This window comes from Cohnella rhizosphaerae (assembly GCF_029525575.1).
GTDB lineage: Bacteria > Bacillota > Bacilli > Paenibacillales > Paenibacillaceae > Cohnella > Cohnella rhizosphaerae.
Map to the genome: position 1 here is coordinate 878,153 of NZ_JAPDIA010000008.1, position 19,435 is coordinate 897,587.

Here is a 19,435-nt window from a genome sequence, read left to right on the forward strand (position 1 = left end):
CATGAACGGTTGGCAACGGCAGGCCGACGATGTGACGGCGCTGAAGCGACTGCCGTCAGGCGGAATTCGGGCCGGCGAGACGATTCTGGTGCGCGGCTTCGCGGCGGCCGGAGACGGCGGGGCGAAGTCGGTGGCGTGGCATCCGGAATGCGAGCTGGAAGACGATGGAGGCTTGGTTCACGCGCCGGCGGACGGCGGGCGAGGGAGATGGATCGTCGCGCACGAAGGCGTCGGAAAATTCAGTTACTTCGGCGTGTTCGGACCTGAGACCGCTGCGGACACCGCACTCGATGCGATGCTCGCACATCCTTCCATCCGGCGGATCGAAGCGGACTGCGATTTGAACTTCACGCAGCGGCACCGGATCGCCCGCGGCTTTATCGATCTGAATTTCAACGGCTTCACGGTCACAACGACGGGAATCGAGCCCGCACCGCCAAACAATCCGTTCGCGGCGGTTTTCTTCTTCCGTGGCGAGGAGACGGGCGACGTGCAGCGCGTCGTGCTCTCGGAGACGCTGTCGGAGTTGGAAGATCGCTTCGAAGTGGCGGACGCCGCGGCGTTCAAGGTCGGCGATTGGTGGCTCGTGCGCGGCGACCGGCTGTCCGGCGGCGCCGAACGGGAGCTGGAGAAGCTCGTCAAGGTGACGGATGTGCCGGACCCGAAGCATGTGCGCTTGCAGTACAAGAATGGATGGACGCTGGAGGCGGGCCGCGTCCTCGAGTATCGGCGGGTGAAGCCGATCGTGCAGGCGAACGTGCGAAACATGAAGTTCGTCGCGAAGGGCGCGACCGAAGCGTCCGGCTCGCATCCGCTCGCCTTCGAGTACGCGGTCGAATGCGATGCCGTCGGCATCGATGCGACAGGCACGTATTGGCCGGTCGTCATGCGGCGCTACAACACCTTTTACGTAACGGAGCGCTGCCAGCTGCTGAATCCGGCCGAGGTCGTCGTCGGAGGCACCGGCTATCTGACGCAGCAAATTTATTGTTTGTACGGCCATGTGCGGGACTGCCTGACGAGCAACGGCAGGCACTTGAACGACTTCACCGGCTCGGCCTATTGCCATGTCGAAAACTGCCATGCCGACGGGGACGATCTCGGCGCGTTCGTGACGCACGGACAATTTGAGCACGATCTCACCTATGTCGGCAACTCGGGCCTCATGTCGTTCGCCAACAGCGGGCCGACCTGGGGAGAGAGCGCGAAGCGGATTACGGTCAAGCAGCATGTGGCTTCGTGGTTTCTGGCCTTTCGAAAGGTGACCGATTTGACGCTCGAAGACGTGCATGTCTACGCGCGCGCCGGCGTCGAAAATACCGCGGATACAGGCTCCTTCTGGCTCAATGCCGACGGGGTGCAGATGAAAAACTGCACGGCGGAAAAAATGGTGAAATTCAAGCAGGTCTCCGCGCGCTCTCGGCGCCCCTCCGTCGTGGAAAATTGCGCCTTTGCATTGACGAAAGGGCGACGCGTCTCCCATGAGGAAGTCGCGTCCGAGCTGACGTTCCGCGGGTGCCGGTTCACGGGCTCGGACGGCAACGCGTTCGCGGGAACGGGGGGATTTGCGCTTTCTGGATTGCCGAATCGAGGGGGGGCGGGACCCGACGCCCGCCCGATCCGATTTGCGGGTAAGCGATTGACGATTCGCGGCGGAGAGATTCGAAATTCAGGATTCCGACTAACCGGCGGCGGCGAAGTCCGACTGGACGTCGGATCGGGCGCGACGATCTCGGGGGAGCAACGGAGAGCAAGCGTTTTTCAGCAGAAGCGGAGAGCCGGGAGGAGGCGCGACGAGCTGGAGATTCGACGGCGCGAGCAGCATGGCCGCCTGCCCGGCGACGGCGCACTTCGCCATCGCCGGCAACGACGCCGATCACGCGTGCTTCGTGACCGGATCCGCCTTTGAAGGCGGCCGCTTCGAGGTGTCCGAAGGCGCGTTCGGCGAAGGGAGCTGCATGCTGTACGATTCAAACGTCGAACGCGGCGTGGATCGAAGCGCCCTGCCGCCCGAATCTGCGGCGATCAGGCATCGCGAAGGCAATCTCCTGCTGCCGGCACGTTCGACAAAATAAGCGTTAACCATGGAGGATAACAATCGTGAACGATCAAGAACTGTTCGACCGCATGAGCGAATCGCTCTATTCGGCGGTCCTGTCCGACACGCTCGACGAGCTGGGCTACCGCAATCAAGTGATGAGGGAAAACATCAATCCGATCGATCCGGATTGGGTCGTGGCCGGACGCGCCAAGACGATCCTGTCCGTCGACGTGCACTACTTGCCGGATCAACCCTATGAACAGGAGATTGCGGCAGTCGACAGCATCAAGCCGAATGAGGTGGTCGTCGGCTGCACGAACGAGTCGCTGCAGAACGGGCTGTGGGGGAGAGCTGCTCTCGACGGCATCCAAGATGAGAGGCGCGCGCGGCGCGATCGTCGACGGCCTCATCCGCGATACGAAAAAAATTCTCGAACTGGGCTTCCCTGTATTCGCGACGGGGACGAAGCCGGTCGATTCGCAAGGACGCGGACTCGTCATCGAATACGATATTCCGGTCAAATGCGGCGGCGTGCTCGTCCATCCCGGCGACGTCATCTTCGGCGACAGGGACGGCATCGTCGTCATTCCGGCCGCGCTGGCAGAAGAGGCATTCAGGCGTGCGCTGGACAAGGCGACCCGCGAGAACCATACGCGCGACGAGCTGCTGCAAGGAAGGACGCTGCGTCAGGTTTACGACAAGTACGGGGTATTGTAAGCACTTGCGAAAAAAGGAGGTTGGCGGCAGCCGTGAGATTGCGGGGTAAACGGGCGCTCGTGACCGGAGCGACAAGAGGCATCGGCGAAGGCATAGCCAAGCGCTTCCTCGAGGAGGGCGCCAGCGTCGTGCTGCTGGACCGAAGCGAGACGGAGCTTCAAGCGGCGCTCTCGCGGCTGGAGACCCGATCGCCGGGGCGCGTCGCGATCGAATCGTGCGACCTGGGCGACGAAGCCGGCTTGGAGCGGGCGGCACAATGCGCCTTCGAACGCTTCGGGGGGCATCGACATCTTGATCAACAACGCAGGCATCGCCTACCGGGAGGCGTTCCTGTCGATCCCTTCCGCGCACTGGAACGCCGTCTTCGATATCAATGTGCGCGCGACGTTCAGGCTCGGTCAACTGGCTGCGAGCCGAATGATCGCTCAGGGAAGCGGCGGCTCGATCGTCAACATGAGCTCGAAAAACGGACTGGCCGCAAGCAGCTGGCTCGCCCATTACAATGCCTCGAAGGCGGCGGTCATTTTATTGACCGAATCGATGGCGGTCGAGCTCGCGGCGCACGGCATTCGCGTGAACGCTGTCGCGCCGGGCTTCGTCGACACGCCGCTGGATCGCAAGCTCCGGGCGGAATCGGGCCTGCCGGCGTATTCGTCGCGCACGCCGATGAAGCGGGGCGGCACGGTGGAGGAGATCGCGAACGTCTTTTTGTTCCTCGCCTCCGACGAAGCTTCATACGTGACCGGCTCGACGCTTCGCGTCGACGGCGGCCATCTGGCCAACGGCAGCGAGCTTTAAAAGAGGAACAAACAAGGAAGGCGGCGAGCCCATGATTTTCGACAGTCATACGCATCTGTTCGGTCCGGGCATGGTGTCCGGTCCGTCCGATCAGGCGATTAAGCGCGCCTGGGGGGCCGGATATGAACGTAGAGGCGACGCCGGCGCAGCATCGGGAAAATATAAAGGCACTTCGGGGCTCGATCGTGCTTGCCTTTGCCGGGCACGCGACGGGCATGGTCGTGCCGAACGAGTACGTCGCCGATTATTGCCGGACCGATCCGGACCGTCTGTTCGGCTTCGCCAGCGTCGATCCCAATCGTCCGGACTGCGTGGACGCGTTCGAGACCGCGATCCGGGAGCTGAAGCTGCGCGGCCTCAAGCTCGGTCCGATCTATCAAAACTTTTATCCGGATGACCAAGCGCACTTCGCACTTTATGCCAAGGCGCAAGAGCTTGACGTGCCGATTCTGTGGCATCAGGGTACGTCGTTCGTGCCCGAAGGCTATCTGGACGCGTCCCGTCCGGCGATGCTGGATCCGATCGCCAGAGCTTTTCCCCGTCTGAAAATGATCGTGGCGCATATGGGGCATCCGTGGGTGGACGAATGCATATCGCTGGTTCGCAAGCATCCGAATTTGTACATGGACCTGTCGGCGCTCGGCGGACGGCCGTGGCAATTCTACAATGCACTCGTGTCGGCGCTGGAGTACGGCGTGCAGGACAAAATTTTGTTCGGCTCCGACTATCCGTTTTTCACGACGCGGCAGACGATCGAATCGCTTATGCGCATCAACGATCTGGTAGAGGGAACGAAGCTGCCGCGAGTCCCGGATACGGTCGTCGAGGCGATCATCCATCGGCCGACGCCGGAGCTGCTCGGACTTGTTCCATAGGGCGCAGCTTCAAAAATGAAGAAGGGGAGAAGTCCGATGGCGCAAGGAGACGGCGAGCACGAAGCTGAGGCTTCGTCCGCCCGCAAGCTGAAGAGCGAGTCGTATTTTCAGGAAAAGGAACTGTGGGGCTTCATCCATCGTTCCTTCACGAAGTCGATGGGGTATACCGAGGAGGATCTCCGCAAGCCGGTCATCGGCATCTGCAATACGTTCAGCGAGCTGAACAAGTGCCATTCTCACTTCAATGAGCTGGTCGAATATGTCAAACGGGGCGTCTGGCAGGCGGGCGGGCTTCCGATGGCATTCCCGACGATCTCGATCGGCGAGCCGTATATAAAGCCGACATCGATGCTGCTTCGCAATTTGATGGCGATGGACACCGAAGAGATGATGAAGGCGCAGCCCATCGACGGCGTCGTGCTCATCGGCGGCTGCGACAAGACGGTGCCGGCACAGCTCATGGCGGCGGCCAGCGTCAATATTCCGGCGATCGTGCTCACGGGCGGCCCAATGCTGAACGGCAGGCTGAACGGCCGCTCGCTCGGGGCCTGCACGGATTGCTACGGCTTTACGCTGGAGCACAAGGCGGGCAACATCACGGACGAAGAGCTGGCCATCGCGGAGAATGCGGTCTGCCGAAGCGACGGGCATTGCATGGTGATGGGGACGGCCAGCACGATGGCTTCGATCGCGGAAGCGATCGGCATGGCGCTGCCGGGCAACGCGGCCATCCCTGCGCCGGACAGCCGCAGGAGGCATATGGCCGAACGGACGGGCAAGCAGATCGTCGAGCTGGTCCGCCGGGATATCCGTCCGCGCGACATCATGACTGCGGAGGCGCTAGAGAACGCGATCGCGGTCACGATGGCCAGCGGCGGCTCGACCAACGCGATTATCCACTTGATCGCGATCTCCCAGCGGTTGGGCCGCAAGCTGCCGCTGGAGACGTTCGACGCGATCAGCGCCTCCACGCCGTTTATTCTGAATCTGCGGCCTTCCGGCAAGTACCAGATGGAGGAATACTTCGAGGCCGGCGGCGTACCCGCTCTCATGAAGGAGCTCGAGGCGCACCTGCACCTCGATTGCCTGACGGTGACCGGACGAACGATAAGAGAGAATCTCGCTTCGGCGCGGACGCTGAACCGCGACGTCATACGCACGGCGGCGGAGCCGCTCGACGCGCAGGGCGGTATCGCGGTGCTGCGGGGCAACCTTGCGCCGGATGGCGCGCTGGTCAAGCAAACCGCGGTAACCGCGCGCTTGAAAAAGCATCGGGGCCAAGCGGTCGTTTTTGAGAGCCCGGCGGATATGGAGGCCAGGATCGACGACCCGGATCTGGACGTGGACGAAAACAGTGTTCTCGTGCTGAAGAATGCGGGGCCGAAGGGGGGCACCGGCCATGCCCGAGATCGGGCAGATTCCGATCCCGAAGAAGCTGCTCGTCCAGGGGGTGCGCGACATGGTACGGATCTCGGACGCGAGAATCAGCGGCACGTCCTACGGCGCGCTGATCGTTCACGCGGCGCCCGAAGCGGCGGTCGGCGGCAATCTGGCGTTGGTGCGCACGGGCGACTGGATCGAGCTGGACATTGACCGCCGCAAGCTGGAGCTGAAGGTCACGGACCAAGAGCTGAAGGAGCGCCGTCAACACTGGCAGGCGCCTGCGCCGCAGGACGACCGGGGTTACGGCCTGTTGTTCCACGAACGGGTGCTTCAGGCGAATTTGGGCTGCGATTTTGACTTCCTGCTGCCGAAGGCGCTGCGGGAGGAACTGCTGTAGCCGCTCGGGGATGGCCATATGGTGACAGTGGCTGTAATCAAACACCGTCAGGGTGAGCTATGCCCTTGCGGCTCAAGGAGCCTTTTCGGCTCCTTTTTTTTGTGCGGTTCGGCCTACCGAAGCGAAAAGAGATGCTATGCCATCCGGCAAAAGTATATCGTTTACCGGGTCATCTGACGCATTTTACAAAAGGGAGTGTTCACGTTATCCATTATGAGGGAATAATATTAATATATATAAATTAATATTATCGATTTGACATCCGATATAAAAGGGTAACAAAGGAGGTTTATGATGAAAAATTCATATAATAGGAAATTAAAGATTATTATTTCAGTTGTTTTGGCGTTCATCATTGCAATACCCGCGCTCCCGAACGAAAGCGCCCATGCCGAAGGCACGTTGATCAAATCGGGCAATTATTTATACAGCCCGCAGCCAGACGCGGGCAGCTCTCCCGATCGCGTGACAAGCGGACTGGTATCGACGGCGAACGGCGTGCTGGTTGACGGTTTGAGCAACTATGCCGGTTGGATGGGCAGCGGGACCGCTTTGACGACCGTAAGAGTCGTTTTCGATCTCTTAAGGGACTATCCGTTGGAGCAGATCAACATCGTCATGAATTCCCAAAACATTTATTGGGGCTTTAAAGATATCACCGTCAAGTATCGGCCTGAAGCGAAGCTCGGCTACTATATCGCCGCCAGGCATGTCAGGTCGGGCACGAATCTGAATTATACCGTCACCGTGCCGATGGCCAACGCAACGGCCAGATATGTCATCCTGGAAATCCGGCGAACGCAGCAGTATCAGCATATCCCGCTCACGGAAGTGGAGTTTTACAAAGGGACCGGCGAAGCGCGCGAGATTTCGACCGACGCCCTTACTGCGACGGATCTCAAGGCCGAGCTGTCCAAGGATGCGCTGATGGTCGACAAGTATGGTCAATGGATAAGCGAGACGTGGCCCGGCAAAGTCGGCTACGACGTGCAGCTTCAATTTGAGTATGCGAACGAAGCGACTCAGCTGGCGACGACTGCTTTGAACCTGGCTAAATACGACGCTTACGGCGGAATTAAAAGTATGGGCAAGTACGCAGCGACCGGATTTTTCCGACTGCAAAAAAATAGACGGCAAATGGTGGTTCATCACGCCCGATGGCTATCCGTATATCATGAAAGGCGTCGATGCGGCAAGTCTGTGGGAGGCCGGCTACAAGACGCCGGTCAACAAAGCCGACGGGAGCCCGAGGATTGTGTTCGACGAGCTGCCGGACAAGAGCTTGTATGCTCCGGCTTATACCAACGATACCAACGGCCAGTACGTGAGCTTCGTCGTCGCCAACGTCATGAAAAAATACGGCGACAACTACGAGGCGAAATGGGAAGACATCACCAAGAAGCGGTTGATCGATTGGGGCTTTAACGCGTTCGCAAAATGGACAAAGCCGAAGGGTGTCACTTTCCCTTACGTTCAAGTGCTGCAGGACCCTGCGAACTTGCGGAGAATTTTGTGGACGTACGACGTCTTCGATCCGGAGAGCGAGACGATCATCGACAGCGCGCTGAAGACGCAGCTTCAAGCTGCGAGAAGCAGCGCATGGCTCATCGGATATACGTATGACAACGAAGCGGGCTGGGACAGCGAGATCGTGAAGCAAATCTTGCAATACGACGAGAGCTCCCCCGCCAAAAGTGCGTTCGTCGATTTTATGGCCGCCCGATACAGGGGCGACCTGGGAACGGTCAATCGACTGCTCGGAACGAGCGCCGCATCGTTCGTCGCGCTGAAGAATACGAGAATCGACATCGCCAAGGTGCCGGCCGTCGACGTATCCGAATATATCCGGCTGGCGTCCAAAACGTATTATTCCACGATCCGCAACATCATCAAAAAGTACGATGCGAACCATCTGTTCCTCGGCAGCTCCGTCGTTCCGACCTGGCGCACGAGCTTGGATTGGGATCAAGGAGCCATGCCCTACGTCGACGCCTTTTCTGTGGACAGCTACACGCAGAACGCTGATTGGATGGCTAAATACGCGGCTTACGACAAACCGCTCTTGAATCAAGAATACTCGTTTGGTACCGCAACCAGGGGACTGACCTATATTAGCGCTCCGACGAAGACGGAGAGCATCGCGGACAGAGGCAGGGCGTTCGAGACGTTTATCGAGAGCCAAGCGGCCAATCCGCTGTTCGTCGGATCCGGCTGGTATTCGTACTACGATCAGCCGGTGACGGGAAGGCCGGACGGCGAGAGCTACAACACCGGTCTCGTGAATCAGCAGGATCAGCCCTATACGGAAATGGTGGCCTCTATGAAGGAAGCGCATGCCGTACTGGAGAGCCTGCATGCCGGCGCCGCTGCGCCGGTCGCGACCGCACCGGCTCCAACCATGATCGAAGCCGAGAAATATGGCGCGCAGCTGGGCGTCGCAATCGCCTCCGGCTCGACCGGCGCGCAATATATCGGCGCCCTGAAGCCCGGCGATTGGACGGCTTACGCCAACGTGAACCTGACGGGAATGACCAAAGCGGAGTTTAAATTCGCTTCGGACAAGACGGGCATCGTTCGGCTGCGGATCGGCGGTCCTTCAGGCACCGTCATCGGCACGCTTAATATCGCGTCGACGGGCGGCCTGCAGACGTGGAAAACGGCGCAGATCGCGCTCGCGCCTGCCGCGGGCATTCAAAACCTGTACCTCACGTTCGAGAACGCGGCCGGCGACGAAATCGGCAATATCGATTATTTCAAGTTATTAGCCGCCTGATTCAACGCGAAGCAGCGCTAACAACCCGATGCCTCTGAGGCTCGGGTTGTTTAACATTATATTGCACAAGCTTCGGCGGGGAGGGAAAGCGTTCATGAACGGAAAAAGATCGAATCATGTCTATGAACTTCGCCAAGCTGGAATATCTCAACAGCGCGAACGCGGGCGCCACGGTGCAGTGACGATATCGTTTCTTACGTAAATTCGGTGCACTCTTTTGCCGATCAGGCAGACGGTCTCATAAGCGATCGTGTTCATGCGCGCGGCGACTTCGCCAATGGAGATTCGTTCGTCTCCCAGAGATCCGAACAGCACGACTTCGTCTCCCGGCATGACGTCCGGCACCGAGGTGACGTCGAGCATCGTCTGGTCCATGCATACGCGGCCGACGATCGGCGCGCGAACGCCCCGAACGAGCGCGAAGCCGTTGTTCGATAGCTGACGCGACAAACCGTCTGCATAACCGATCGGGAGTGTCGCGATCAGGCTCTCCCTTTGCGTCCTGTACGATAAGCCGTAGCCGACAGTCCGATTTTCTTTTACGGGTTTTATGTACGAAATGCTCGTCTTCAGCTGCATCGCTTCCCGCAACGGAAAGGAAGGAAGCGGCGCTCCTGCCAGCGGGGAAAGGCCGTACATCGCGATGCCGATTCTGGCCATATCCAAACGCATCTCGGGGGAACCGCATCGCAGCGGCGCTGTTGCAGCAATGCTTGATCGGGATCGAAAGACCGCGATCTGCCAACTGGCCGGTTAAGGAGACGAAGCGCTCAAATTGAGCGTTGGTAAACGACGGATCAGGGTTGTCCGCATCGGCAAAATGCGTGAAAATACCTTCGATCGTCACGAGCGGATGCGCGCTTTCCAAGCAAAAGGACAACACATCTTCGGGCTGAAAGCCCAAGCGGGCCATGCCGGTATCGACCTTCAAATGAACGACGGCCTGCTTGCCGAGCCTGGACGCGACGGAGACGACGTCGTCCCACATCTCGCAAGAAGTTACGGCGATCGCGATCCGTCGGATAATCGCGGCTTCGATCGCCCGCGGCGCCGAATGTCCGAGGACGAGTATCGGCGCCTCGATGCCGGCAGCCCTTAAGGCGATGGCTTCATCCGCGAACGCTACGCCCAAATAATCGGCTCCCGCTTGGAGAGCGGCCCGCGCCGCCGGCACTGCGCCATGCCCATAGGCGTCCGCCTTGACGACGGCCATGAGCCGCGAGCCTTCCGCAAGTTTCCCTTTGAACAAGCCTACATTGTAAGCGATCGCATCGAGCGATACCTCCGCCCGCGTATCCCGGCAACCGACAGGCATCATACGAGCTTTCCGCCGCGCATTGCCATCTCGACAGGAACGTATTCGCGGTCCAGATCCCGGGCAACGGCCTCGTAAGTCACGTACCCTGCCGCCGTATTGACGCCGAGCTTAAGCGCGGCGTTACGCTCGACGGCCTTCGCGATGCCTTGATCGGCGATTTGCAGCGCATAGGGAACGGTAACGTTCGTCAGCGCCATGGTGGAAGTCCGCGGCACGGCGCCGGGCATATTCGCGACCGCGTAATGAATGACGCCGTGCTTTTCGAAAGTGGGGCTGTCGTGCGTGGTGACGCGTTCGATCGTCGCGAACACGCCGCCCTGGTCGACGGCGACGTCGACGACGACCGAGCCGGCTTGCATCGACCGGATCATATCCTCGCTCACGAGCTTCGGCGCCTTCGCGCCGGGGATGAGCACGGCGCCGATACACAGGTCCGCTTCGGCGACCGCCTCCGCAAGATGGGACGGATTCGACATCAGCGTCGTGACGCTCGCGCCGAACAGATCGTCGAGCTGCCTCAGCCGGTCGGCATCCTTGTCCAGGATCGTCACCTGCGCTCCCATGCCCGCCGCGATCTTGGCGGCGTTCGTCCCGACGACGCCTCCGCCGACGATCGTCACCTTGCCGCGCCGGACGCCGGGCACGCCGCCAAGCAGAATGCCTTTGCCGCCATGCATCTTTTCCAGCAGATGGGCGCCGATCTGAACGGACATGCGGCCCGCGATCTCGCTCATGGGGGTGAGCAGCGGCAAGGTTCTCCCTTGCGAGACCGTCTCGTAGGCGACCCCGATCACCTCGGCTTGCGTGAGCGCCTGGACCAATTCGGGGTTCGCCGCAAGATGAAGATACGTGAACAGAATGAGGTCTTTGCGGAAATACGCAAACTCTTCGGGGATCGGTTCTTTGACCTTCAAAATCAGGTCCGAAGCCTGCCAGACCTCGGAAGCCCGAGCCGCGATACGGGCGCCCGCAGCCGCAAAATCGTCGTCGCGATAGCCGCTGCCCGCGCCGGCTCCGCGCTCGACGACGACTTCATGACCGGACTGCTTAAAGGCAGAGACGCCTCCGGGCGTGAGCGCGATGCGGTTTTCGTTGTTTTTGATTTCTTTGGGCACGCCGATGATCATGTCGAAAACTCCCTTATCGTTCGTTTTATGAACAGTATAAGGGAGCGCGTCCTGCGACGGTTTGTCGGAAAAAGAGAATCGGAGAGCGGGGGTTTGTGGTTTTTAACGAAGTCGCCTGGATTTGAATTCCAGGTAACAGGTCACCTTTTGATCCATGCGGGAGAGATCGATGCCGCCGATGTGCGCGATCCGCTTCAACCGGTAGCTTAGCGTATTCTCGTGCACGTGGAGCGCTTCCGCCGATTCCTTCAGGTTGCTGTCCCGATCAAGATAAACCTCCAGCGTCCGCAGCAGGTCGCCGTTGTGCTCGAGATCGTATATTTCCAGGCGATGCAGGCATTCGTTTTTATAATAATGCTCCTGTCGGTGATGCTGGACGTCGGGCAGCAGACGGTAGTAGCCCAGTTCTGCGTAGCGATGGACGTCCTTCAATGCATCGGGAAAGGAGCCGCGAAGCCGAATGACGGTCCAGGCTTCCTCGCGGCTCGCGGATACGCGCGCATAGTCGTCGTAGACGGCGCCGCTGCCGCCCGGAAGCGCGGGGGCGTCGAACCGCTGCCTCAATTGGTCGGCCAACAGCGTCAGAGCCGACGTCGTCGAAGCCGAAGGCTCCCGCGCGGGGACGGCTTCGAGCAAGAGGAGCCGATCGCGATCGATCGCGTGAAGCGCGATGCGCTTCTGGAGCGCCGTCGCGATCAAGTACTGGATTTGCTGCTGCTGCTTCTCGGAGACCTCCGCCGGAAAGGGAAGAATGCTCACGCAGTAAAAAAGAGGGAAGCGCGAGCCCTTGCTCCTCAGCCCGCCGCTTGACCTCCGAATCCGTCCTTAAATCGCCGGACAAAAGCTGTCGAAAAAATTCCTGCTGCCCGATTTCCGCTCTGCGGTGCGTCAGATGAAGCTGAAGCAGCTTCGTCTTGGCGGCTTTGGCCGCCTTGGCCAGCTCTTCGCATATATAATCCGGCTTCAGGTCTTTGTCGCCCGCGACCAGCCAAATGTAGCCCAGCACCTGGCTTTCCTTCCGAATCGCGACCGCCACCCGCTCGCCCAGCCCGATCTCGTCGATCGGAGAAACGAGGAGGGGCGTTTCGCTTTTCATCAACTTCGGGATTACGCCTTCCCGCCACAGCGCTTGCACGACTTTATCGGGCACTCTTTTGCCGATGATGGTCGAGATGCGCGCCGGGTCCGTCTCTCCTTGATGGGAGCTGTAGGCGATTAATTGATGGCCGGCGTCCTCGATCGTGACCGAGCATCGCAAATGCTCGCTGATCGCGTCTGCCAACATCTCCAAGCCGTCGAAGCTTCTTTCGAACGGATTTTTGTCCTTTGCCGTACCGATGTTCGATTTCCTGCCATTGTCCATGTACGATAACTCCCTGATTAAAAGCTTCCGATTCCTTATTTTTATCACATTCGGCGGTTTCGTAACATCGCGCTTTTCATCAGATTTGAGATTTGCGCGGAATTTGTCTCGTACAGTTTATGATTTTCGCGCAAACCGGCCATTGTCCGATTCGAACGATCTCAAGCGCGCGTACGAAGACGGCAAGCGACATGCTATCGTTTTGCGATTCGCGAGAAGCTTGTATAATGAGAAAAAGCGACAGGATGCATCTCGCGATGGAGGGGAGCCGGCGAATGGAGCTGGATACGGTCATGCAGGAGCTGGAGGCGCTGGGCAAGGAGCGCTTGAAAAAAATGTATATTTCGAACGGAGCGCGCGAGCCGCTGTTCGGCGTCGCGACGGGCGAGATGAAGCCGTTGTTCCGTAAAATTAAAATCAATCAGCCGCTCGCGGAGCAGCTCTACGCGACGGGCAACTATGACGCCATGTACTTCGCCGGCATCATCGCGGATCCGAAGGCCATGACGGCGGCCGACTTCGGACGGTGGATCGATTCGGCCTATTTTTATATGCTGTCCGACTTCGTCGTCGCCGTGACTTTATCCGAAGCGCCGATCGCGCAGGACGTCGCCGATGTCTGGATCGCCAGCGGCGACGAGCTCAAGATGTCGGCAGGCTGGAACTGCTATTGCTGGCTGATCGGCAATCGGACGGACGACGCTTTTTCGGAGCGGAAGCTCGCCGGCATGCTTGAACTTGCGGCAAATTCGATCCATGACGCGCCGGAACGGACGAGATACGCGATCAATCAGTTCATTTATACGACGGCCATATCCTACTTGCCGCTCCATGCCAAAGCAATGGAGACGGCGCTTGCCGTCGGCCCTGTCGAAGTGAACGGCGCCAAGGGCAAGAGCAAGCATCTGAATGCCGCCGACACGATCCGCAAGGCCGTCGAGAAAAATCAGCTTGGTTTTAAACGCAAGCACGTCAGATGTTAATCGTTGATCGATGGCCAGTTTCCGAGATTGACACGATACCGAAAGCCCGGCTCGTTTTTGCAACGAATACATAGGAAAGGATGCCGATCATGAACGCACCCAACCAGGAGTATATCGTCATCTCAGGCGCGCGGGAGAACAATCTCAACAACGTTTCGCTGCGTATCCCCAAACGTAAAATTACGATCTTCACCGGCGTGTCCGGTTCAGGCAAGTCCTCGATCGTCTTCGATACGATCGCAGCGGAATCCACGAGGCTGCTGAACGAGAACTTCAGCATGTTCGTGCGGACCTTTTTGCCTAAATATCCGCAGCCGGAAGCGGATGCGATCGAGAACTTAAGCATGGCCGTCATCGTCGACCAAAAACGGCTCGGCGGCGGCTCGCATTCCACAATGGGGACGATCACCGACATATCGCCCATCGTCCGCCTGCTGTTTTCCCGCATCGGCAAGCCCCGCGTCGGCTCCGTCAACCTGTTCTCCTTTAACGATCCGCAAGGCATGTGTCCTGCGTGCAACGGCATCGGACGCAGCCTCGGCGTCGACATGAGCAAGGCGGTGGACATGTCCAGGTCGCTGAACGAAGGCGCGATCATGCTCCCCCGATTATGGCGCGGGCGGCTGGGAGTTGAACATGATCCTGCAGTCGGGCGACTTCGATCCGGACAAGAAGCTGAAGGACTATTCGGCGGAAGAGCTGGACCAGCTGCTGTATGGCAAGGCGAGGAAAGTAAAGATGGACTTCGCCGGCAAGGCGATGAATATTACGGTCGAAGGCGCGCTCGAGAAATTTACCAATAAATATATCAAACAGGATCTGAAAGCGAAGTCCGAGCGAACGCAGAAGACGGTCGCGCCGTTCATTACCGAAGGAATCTGCCCCAGCTGTCACGGCGCGAGACTCAGCAAAGCCGCGCTGAGCTGCAAGGTCCAGGGCTACAATATCGCGGAGCTGTCCGCGATGGAGGTCGGGCGGCTCGTTCACGTCATCCGCGAAATCGAAGATCCCGCAGCCGCGCCGATCGTCCAATCGCTGACGGAACGGCTGCAGCATCTGGTGGACATCGGTCTCGACTACCTGACGCTCGACCGGGAGACGGATACGCTGTCCGGAGGCGAGTCGCAGCGCGTCAAGATGGTGAAGCATCTGAGCGGCAGTCTCGTGGACGTCACTTATATTTTCGACGAACCGAGCGTCGGCTTGCATCCGCGCGACGTGCATCGGTTGAACGAGCTGCTGCAAAAGCTGCGGGACAAAGGAAACACGGTCATCGTCGTCGAGCACGATCCCGACGTGATCAAGGTGGCTGACCATATCGTCGACGTCGGTCCGCATGCCGGCGGCCGGGGCGGAAATATCGTGTTCGAAGGAAGCTTCGAAGGCCTCCTTGACGCAGGCACGTTGACGGGCAACTACATGAGGCGTCCGCTGCAGCTCAAGCGCGCTTGCAGGCAGGCGACGGGCAAGCTACCCGTGCGCAACGCTTCGCTGCACAATCTGCGGGACGTGAGCGTCGATATTCCGACCGGCGTGCTGACCGTCGTGACAGGCGTCGCCGGCTCGGGCAAGAGTACGCTCATCAACGAGGTATTTCTCGGCGAACATCCGGATGCGATCGTGATCGACCAGACGGCGATCGGGGTATCGACACGTTCGAATCCGGCGACGTATACGGGCATCATGGATGACGTGCGCAAGGCGTTCGCATCCGCGAACAAGGTCAACCAAGGCTTGTTCAGCTTTAACTCCAAAGGCGCCTGCGAGAACTGCCAAGGGCTCGGCGTCGTATACACGGACCTCGCGTTCCTCGACAGCGTGAAGCTGCCCTGCGAAGTTTGCGGCGGCAAAAGGTTCAAGGAGGAAGTGCTCGCGTACAAGCTGGACGGCAAGTCGATCGCGGAAGTGCTGGAAATGACGGTCGAGGAGGCGCTCGCTTTCTTCAAGCTGAAAGAGGTCGTGCGCAAGCTCCAGGCGATGAGCGACGTCGGACTGAACTACCTTACGCTCGGTCAGCCGCTCAGCACGCTGTCGGGCGGGGAGTGCCAGCGTATCAAGCTGGCGAGCGAGCTGCACAAGAAGGGCAGCATCTACGTGATGGACGAGCCGACGACTGGGCTGCATATGTCGGACATCGGCCATCTGCTCGAGATCATGAACCGGCTCGTCGACGCCGGCAACACGGTCATCGTCATCGAACACAATCTCGACGTGATCAGCCAGGCCGATTGGATCATCGACATGGGACCGGACGGGGGCAGCCGGGGCGGACAAGTTGTGTTCGAGGGCACGCCGGAGCAGATCGTACGCGAGGAAAGGTCGATCACGGGCAAATATTTGGCTTAAAGCAGAAAAGAGGCTGTTCCATGATCAACCGCCAAACGCATCCGAAAGCCGACGCCTTTTTCGAAAAGTCGAAACGGTGGAAGGCCGAATACGAGCAATTAAGAGAAATCGTCATGGACTGCGGACTGACCGAGGACTTCAAATGGATGCATCCGTGCTACACGTATCAGAGCAAAAACGTCCTCCTCATTCACGGCTTTAAAGAATATTGCGCCCTGTTGTTCCATAAAGGCGTTCTACTGAAGGATCCGAACGGGATTCTGATCCAGCAGACGGAGAACGTGCAGGCCGGCCGCCAGCTCCGGTTCACGAGCGTCGATGAAATCGTGGAACAAGAGGCAATCGTAAAGGCGTACGTTCGCGATGCGATCAACGTGGAGAAGTCGGGGCTGGAAGTCACGTTTAAAAAGAACGCTGAATACCCCGTCGCCGAAGAGCTTCAACGCGCCTTCGACGAGAATCCCGACCTCAAGGCTGCGTTCGAGTCTTTGACGCCGGGGAGGCAAAGAGGTTATCTGCTTCATTTTTCGCAGCCGAAGCAGTCGAAAACGAGAGAAGCCAGGATCGAAAAGTACAAGCAGAAAATGCTCGAAGGCAAAGGACTGGACGATTAAGGCGACTATGCCATATTGAGCTTTTGATGCAAAAGCGGATGAGCCCTAGCGATCTTTGGACGCAAAGGGCTGTTTGTTTATGCCGGATGAAAAGCGTATGATTGATGGTCACAGGACAAGAGCAGGGGGAAACGCTCATGAAGATACACGACGCGAGATGGCGCTCGCTATGCGTCATTTTCGCAATCGTCGCGTTGCTGATGCTGGCCGGCTGCGGGGCAGCGGGGAAAGAGCGGACGCTGAAATTTTCGGAAGTTACGCTTAGCAGCGAACCGTCGCCGCCCGAGGCGGGGCAGGCAGCCAAGCTGATCGCCACGATCGATAACGAGAAATTTGCCGCATTGGAAGCCGAGGCTCAATTTCAAATCAATTCCAAAAACAATTTGCCCAGCCTGATCGACGCCGTAAAATCAGGCGACGGCTACACGGCCGGCTATACGTTTCCTTCCGACGGGTAATATACGATCACGATTCATCTGATATATCCGAACGATCATTTTGCGATTACGAAGCAGCTTCGCGTCGGCGGTTAGCGACGATACGGCAATGCCGTTTGAAGGTTCCTTTTCATAAATAAGAGGCGACAGCCGTAAAGCGAAGGAGGGGCGGCCCCGTTGGAATTAAGACAGCTGGATTATTTTATCGCGACCTGCGAGGAGCTGCACTTTACGAGAGCGGCCGAGAAGCTCGGAATTACGCAGCCGTCCTTGAGTCATCAGATCAAGGCGCTTGAAGACGAGATCGGCGTTCCTTTGTTCGACCGGATCGGGAGAAAAATCGCTTTAACCGAAGCCGGCATGATTATGTACGCGCAAAGCAAATTGGCGTTCGGCAATCTCGCGAGCGCGAAAGAACAAATTGAAGAGCTGCAGCAGATCGAGCGCGGCAAACTGTCGATCGGCGCGCTCCCGGGCGAGCTCAACCAATTGGTATCGAACCTGCTGATCGATTTTCACCGCGATTATCCCAAAGTCCAGATAAAAATTTTAGGCGTGGAAGATATCGCGACCCGACTGCTGCAAAACGAATTGGATATCGCCGTTACGATACTGCCGATCGAGGATGAGAGGATCGTTACGATTCCGTTATACCGCGAACGGTTTTACTTTGTCGCGACAACCGGACATCCATATGCCGGCCGCAGTGCCATCGATTTTGAGGAAATTTTGAGCGTGCCGGTCGTGACCTTCCCCGAATCCCATCGCTGCCGTCAATTGGTCGATTCGACCTGCGCCCGAGCCGGACTCAGGCTCAAGCCTTTGATCGAGACGACGACGATCGATTCATTGTTCGGGCTCGTCCGGTCAGGCGCAGGCGGCTCCGTCTTGTCCAAAACGCTGATTGAGATGTATGAATACGAAGATTTAGTTTCCATTCCGATTCATAATCCCGCCTTGACGAGAGATGTAGGAATCGCTTATGTGCGCGATAAATATATGGGTAAAGCCGCGCAGGGATTTATCGAACTCATGCGTGCACGAGTTAAAAGGTTGAAGTCAAACACCTGAAGTGCGGGTCGCGTCTATCGTTTTTATAGAAAACGCAATATTGATCTATCGATCCTTCTCCCTCTACAATGAAGCGACAATAGAAGGGAGAGAGCCATCGATGCGTGCGTTAACTGCACAGTTTAAACTGTCTACAGTCGGATCCGTTCAGTTTCTACCCGTCAATTTGTTTGCCTCGGTGATGGGATTTTCGGGCCTTTCCTTGGCATGGAGAGAAGCAAGCCAGCTCTTCGGGACGCCTGTCGAGATCGCGGATATTTGCGGAATGGTCGCGGTCGTCTTATTCATGGCGCTGAGCATCGGCTATTTGTCAAAATGTTTTTTATATCCGCGCACTGTCAAGGAAGAATTCAAGCACCCCATCTCCGGAAATTTTTTCGGAACGATTACGATTTCCGTACTGCTCCTTTCCTCCGTCGTCGGACGCTATTTTCCGCTGGCCGGACAAGCTTGTTGGATCGCGGGGACGGCGACTACGCTAACGCTCAGCTTTGTGTTCGTATCTAGAATACTGACCGGACATCGCGAGCCAGGACATACGGTGCCGGCTATGCTCGTTCCCGTCGTCGGTACGCTCGATATCGCGGTCGCGGGCGGCACGATGCCATTCTCCTGGACGCATGAGATCAATTTGCTGTCGCTTGCGATCGGCGGCTTCATCGCGTTCGTTTACTTCACGCTGATTTTATCGAGATTGGTTCATCAGGCCCCGCTGCCGGCTGGAATAACGCCTTCCCTGTTGATTCTGATCGCCCCGTTCGAAGTTGGATTTCTGGGGTATTCGAACGTTGCGGGACGCGTCGATTCGCTCGCATCCGCGCTGTTTTACTTCGGTTTATTTCTTTTCGCCGTCCTGTTCTTTAAAGTGTTCAACAAGTCCATTCCGTTCGGCGCTTCCTGGTGGGGCGTTGGTTTCCCGATGGCCGCGCTCAGCATCGCCGCATTAAAATACGCGCTGTTAAGGCACGCCTGGCCTTTCACGCTCCTGTCCGCGGCCGTATTGGGCTTGCTCAGCATCGTTCTGGCCGTACTCCTGTATCGCACCTTGGGCATGCTTCTGGCAGGAAAGCTGCTCGCAGGAAAATAAAGCGCAAGAACCAGACTAAGGTTCGGACTCGGTCGGACTCGGTCGGATTCGGCCGGGTCTTTTGAGCGGCGGCATTCAATCCCCTCCGCCGACTTCATTTTCTAA

General features: G+C 58.3%; 17 protein-coding genes and 4 pseudogenes. 17 read left to right on the top strand and 4 right to left on the bottom strand.

Translation table 11 applies throughout. From position 1 onward, the window contains the following. Nucleotide 1 precedes the first annotated feature (1 nt). The 10 genes and pseudogenes from OMP40_RS27545 (at nt 2) to OMP40_RS27585 (ending at nt 8,984) form a co-directional block, all read left to right on the top strand. Nucleotides 2-1,909: a hypothetical protein gene (locus OMP40_RS27545; protein ID WP_277536099.1), complete on the top strand. Its 1,908-nt coding sequence runs from the start codon at nt 2-4 to the stop codon at nt 1,907-1,909. After that, nucleotides 1,890-2,075 carry a hypothetical protein gene (locus OMP40_RS27550; protein WP_277536100.1) on the top strand — a complete coding sequence of 62 codons (186 nt, stop codon included), beginning with the start codon at nt 1,890-1,892 and terminating at the stop codon, nt 2,073-2,075. Before OMP40_RS27545 ends, OMP40_RS27550 begins: the two co-directional genes overlap by 20 nt. Before the next feature lie 260 nt (nt 2,076-2,335). Continuing rightward, entirely contained in the window at nt 2,336-2,758 is a 423-nt protein-coding gene (locus OMP40_RS27555; protein ID WP_277536102.1) for an RraA family protein, read from the top strand. A 59-nt stretch (nt 2,759-2,817) separates the two neighbouring features. Next, nucleotides 2,818-3,018, top strand: a pseudogene (locus OMP40_RS42360) (SDR family NAD(P)-dependent oxidoreductase); the annotation flags it as partial. Between the two features lie 22 nt (nt 3,019-3,040). Next, complete coding sequence (locus OMP40_RS27560) at nt 3,041-3,556, top strand: SDR family NAD(P)-dependent oxidoreductase (RefSeq protein ID WP_277538060.1); 516 nt, start codon at nt 3,041-3,043, stop codon at nt 3,554-3,556. A 122-nt stretch (nt 3,557-3,678) separates the two neighbouring features. Then, on the top strand, nt 3,679-4,431 hold the full coding sequence (locus tag OMP40_RS27565) for an amidohydrolase family protein (RefSeq protein ID WP_277536104.1): 753 nt from the start codon (nt 3,679-3,681) through the stop codon (nt 4,429-4,431). A 36-nt stretch (nt 4,432-4,467) separates the two neighbouring features. Next, a pseudogene (locus OMP40_RS27570) lies at nt 4,468-5,778 on the top strand (dihydroxy-acid dehydratase); the annotation flags it as partial. 52 nt (nt 5,779-5,830) lie between these two features. Further along, nucleotides 5,831-6,211: an IlvD/Edd family dehydratase gene (locus OMP40_RS27575; RefSeq protein WP_277536105.1), complete on the top strand. Its 381-nt coding sequence runs from the start codon at nt 5,831-5,833 to the stop codon at nt 6,209-6,211. Nucleotides 6,212-6,613: 402 nt separating this feature from the next. Then, on the top strand, nt 6,614-7,636 hold the full coding sequence (locus OMP40_RS27580) for a hypothetical protein (protein ID WP_277536106.1): 1,023 nt from the start codon (nt 6,614-6,616) through the stop codon (nt 7,634-7,636). 973 nt (nt 7,637-8,609) lie between these two features. Further along, complete coding sequence (locus OMP40_RS27585; RefSeq protein WP_277538061.1) at nt 8,610-8,984, top strand: carbohydrate-binding protein; 375 nt, start codon at nt 8,610-8,612, stop codon at nt 8,982-8,984. 147 nt (nt 8,985-9,131) lie between these two features. Here the strand turns inward: OMP40_RS27585 and OMP40_RS40515 are convergent, their stop codons facing one another. From OMP40_RS40515 to OMP40_RS27600, 4 genes and pseudogenes are all read right to left on the bottom strand, one after another. Continuing rightward, nucleotides 9,132-9,644 carry an alanine racemase gene (locus tag OMP40_RS40515; protein ID WP_338131248.1) on the bottom strand — a complete coding sequence of 171 codons (513 nt, stop codon included), beginning with the start codon at nt 9,642-9,644 and terminating at the stop codon, nt 9,132-9,134. A 64-nt stretch (nt 9,645-9,708) separates the two neighbouring features. Beyond that, nucleotides 9,709-10,302, bottom strand: a pseudogene (gene alr / locus OMP40_RS40520) (alanine racemase); the annotation flags it as partial. Continuing rightward, the gene (ald, locus tag OMP40_RS27595; protein WP_277536107.1) at nt 10,299-11,429 is read right to left on the bottom strand and encodes an alanine dehydrogenase; all 1,131 of its coding nucleotides are present in this window, start codon (nt 11,427-11,429) and stop codon (nt 10,299-10,301) included. The pseudogene alr and the gene ald, both read right to left, overlap by 4 nt. A gap of 102 nt (nt 11,430-11,531) precedes the next feature. Next, complete coding sequence (locus OMP40_RS27600) at nt 11,532-12,188, bottom strand: PucR family transcriptional regulator (RefSeq protein WP_277536110.1); 657 nt, start codon at nt 12,186-12,188, stop codon at nt 11,532-11,534. 133 nt (nt 12,189-12,321) lie between these two features. Here OMP40_RS27600 and OMP40_RS27605 point away from each other — a divergent pair, with 133 nt between their 5' ends. From OMP40_RS27605 to OMP40_RS27635, 7 genes and pseudogenes are all read left to right on the top strand, one after another. Further along, complete coding sequence (locus tag OMP40_RS27605) at nt 12,322-12,648, top strand: hypothetical protein (RefSeq protein ID WP_277536111.1); 327 nt, start codon at nt 12,322-12,324, stop codon at nt 12,646-12,648. 419 nt (nt 12,649-13,067) lie between these two features. Beyond that, a complete protein-coding gene (locus tag OMP40_RS27610) occupies nt 13,068-13,775 on the top strand; it encodes a DNA alkylation repair protein (RefSeq protein WP_277538064.1) in 708 nt (235 codons plus the stop codon). Between the two features lie 89 nt (nt 13,776-13,864). Further along, nucleotides 13,865-16,121: pseudogene (locus OMP40_RS27615) on the top strand (ATP-binding cassette domain-containing protein). 20 nt (nt 16,122-16,141) lie between these two features. Next, entirely contained in the window at nt 16,142-16,735 is a 594-nt protein-coding gene (locus tag OMP40_RS27620) for a YdeI/OmpD-associated family protein (RefSeq protein ID WP_277536113.1), read from the top strand. A 137-nt stretch (nt 16,736-16,872) separates the two neighbouring features. After that, complete coding sequence (locus tag OMP40_RS27625) at nt 16,873-17,193, top strand: hypothetical protein (RefSeq protein WP_277536115.1); 321 nt, start codon at nt 16,873-16,875, stop codon at nt 17,191-17,193. Nucleotides 17,194-17,349: 156 nt separating this feature from the next. Further along, the gene (locus tag OMP40_RS27630; protein WP_277536117.1) at nt 17,350-18,243 is read left to right on the top strand and encodes a LysR family transcriptional regulator; all 894 of its coding nucleotides are present in this window, start codon (nt 17,350-17,352) and stop codon (nt 18,241-18,243) included. A 100-nt stretch (nt 18,244-18,343) separates the two neighbouring features. Beyond that, nucleotides 18,344-19,330 carry an SLAC1 anion channel family protein gene (locus OMP40_RS27635; RefSeq protein WP_277536119.1) on the top strand — a complete coding sequence of 329 codons (987 nt, stop codon included), beginning with the start codon at nt 18,344-18,346 and terminating at the stop codon, nt 19,328-19,330. Nucleotides 19,331-19,435 lie beyond the last annotated feature (105 nt).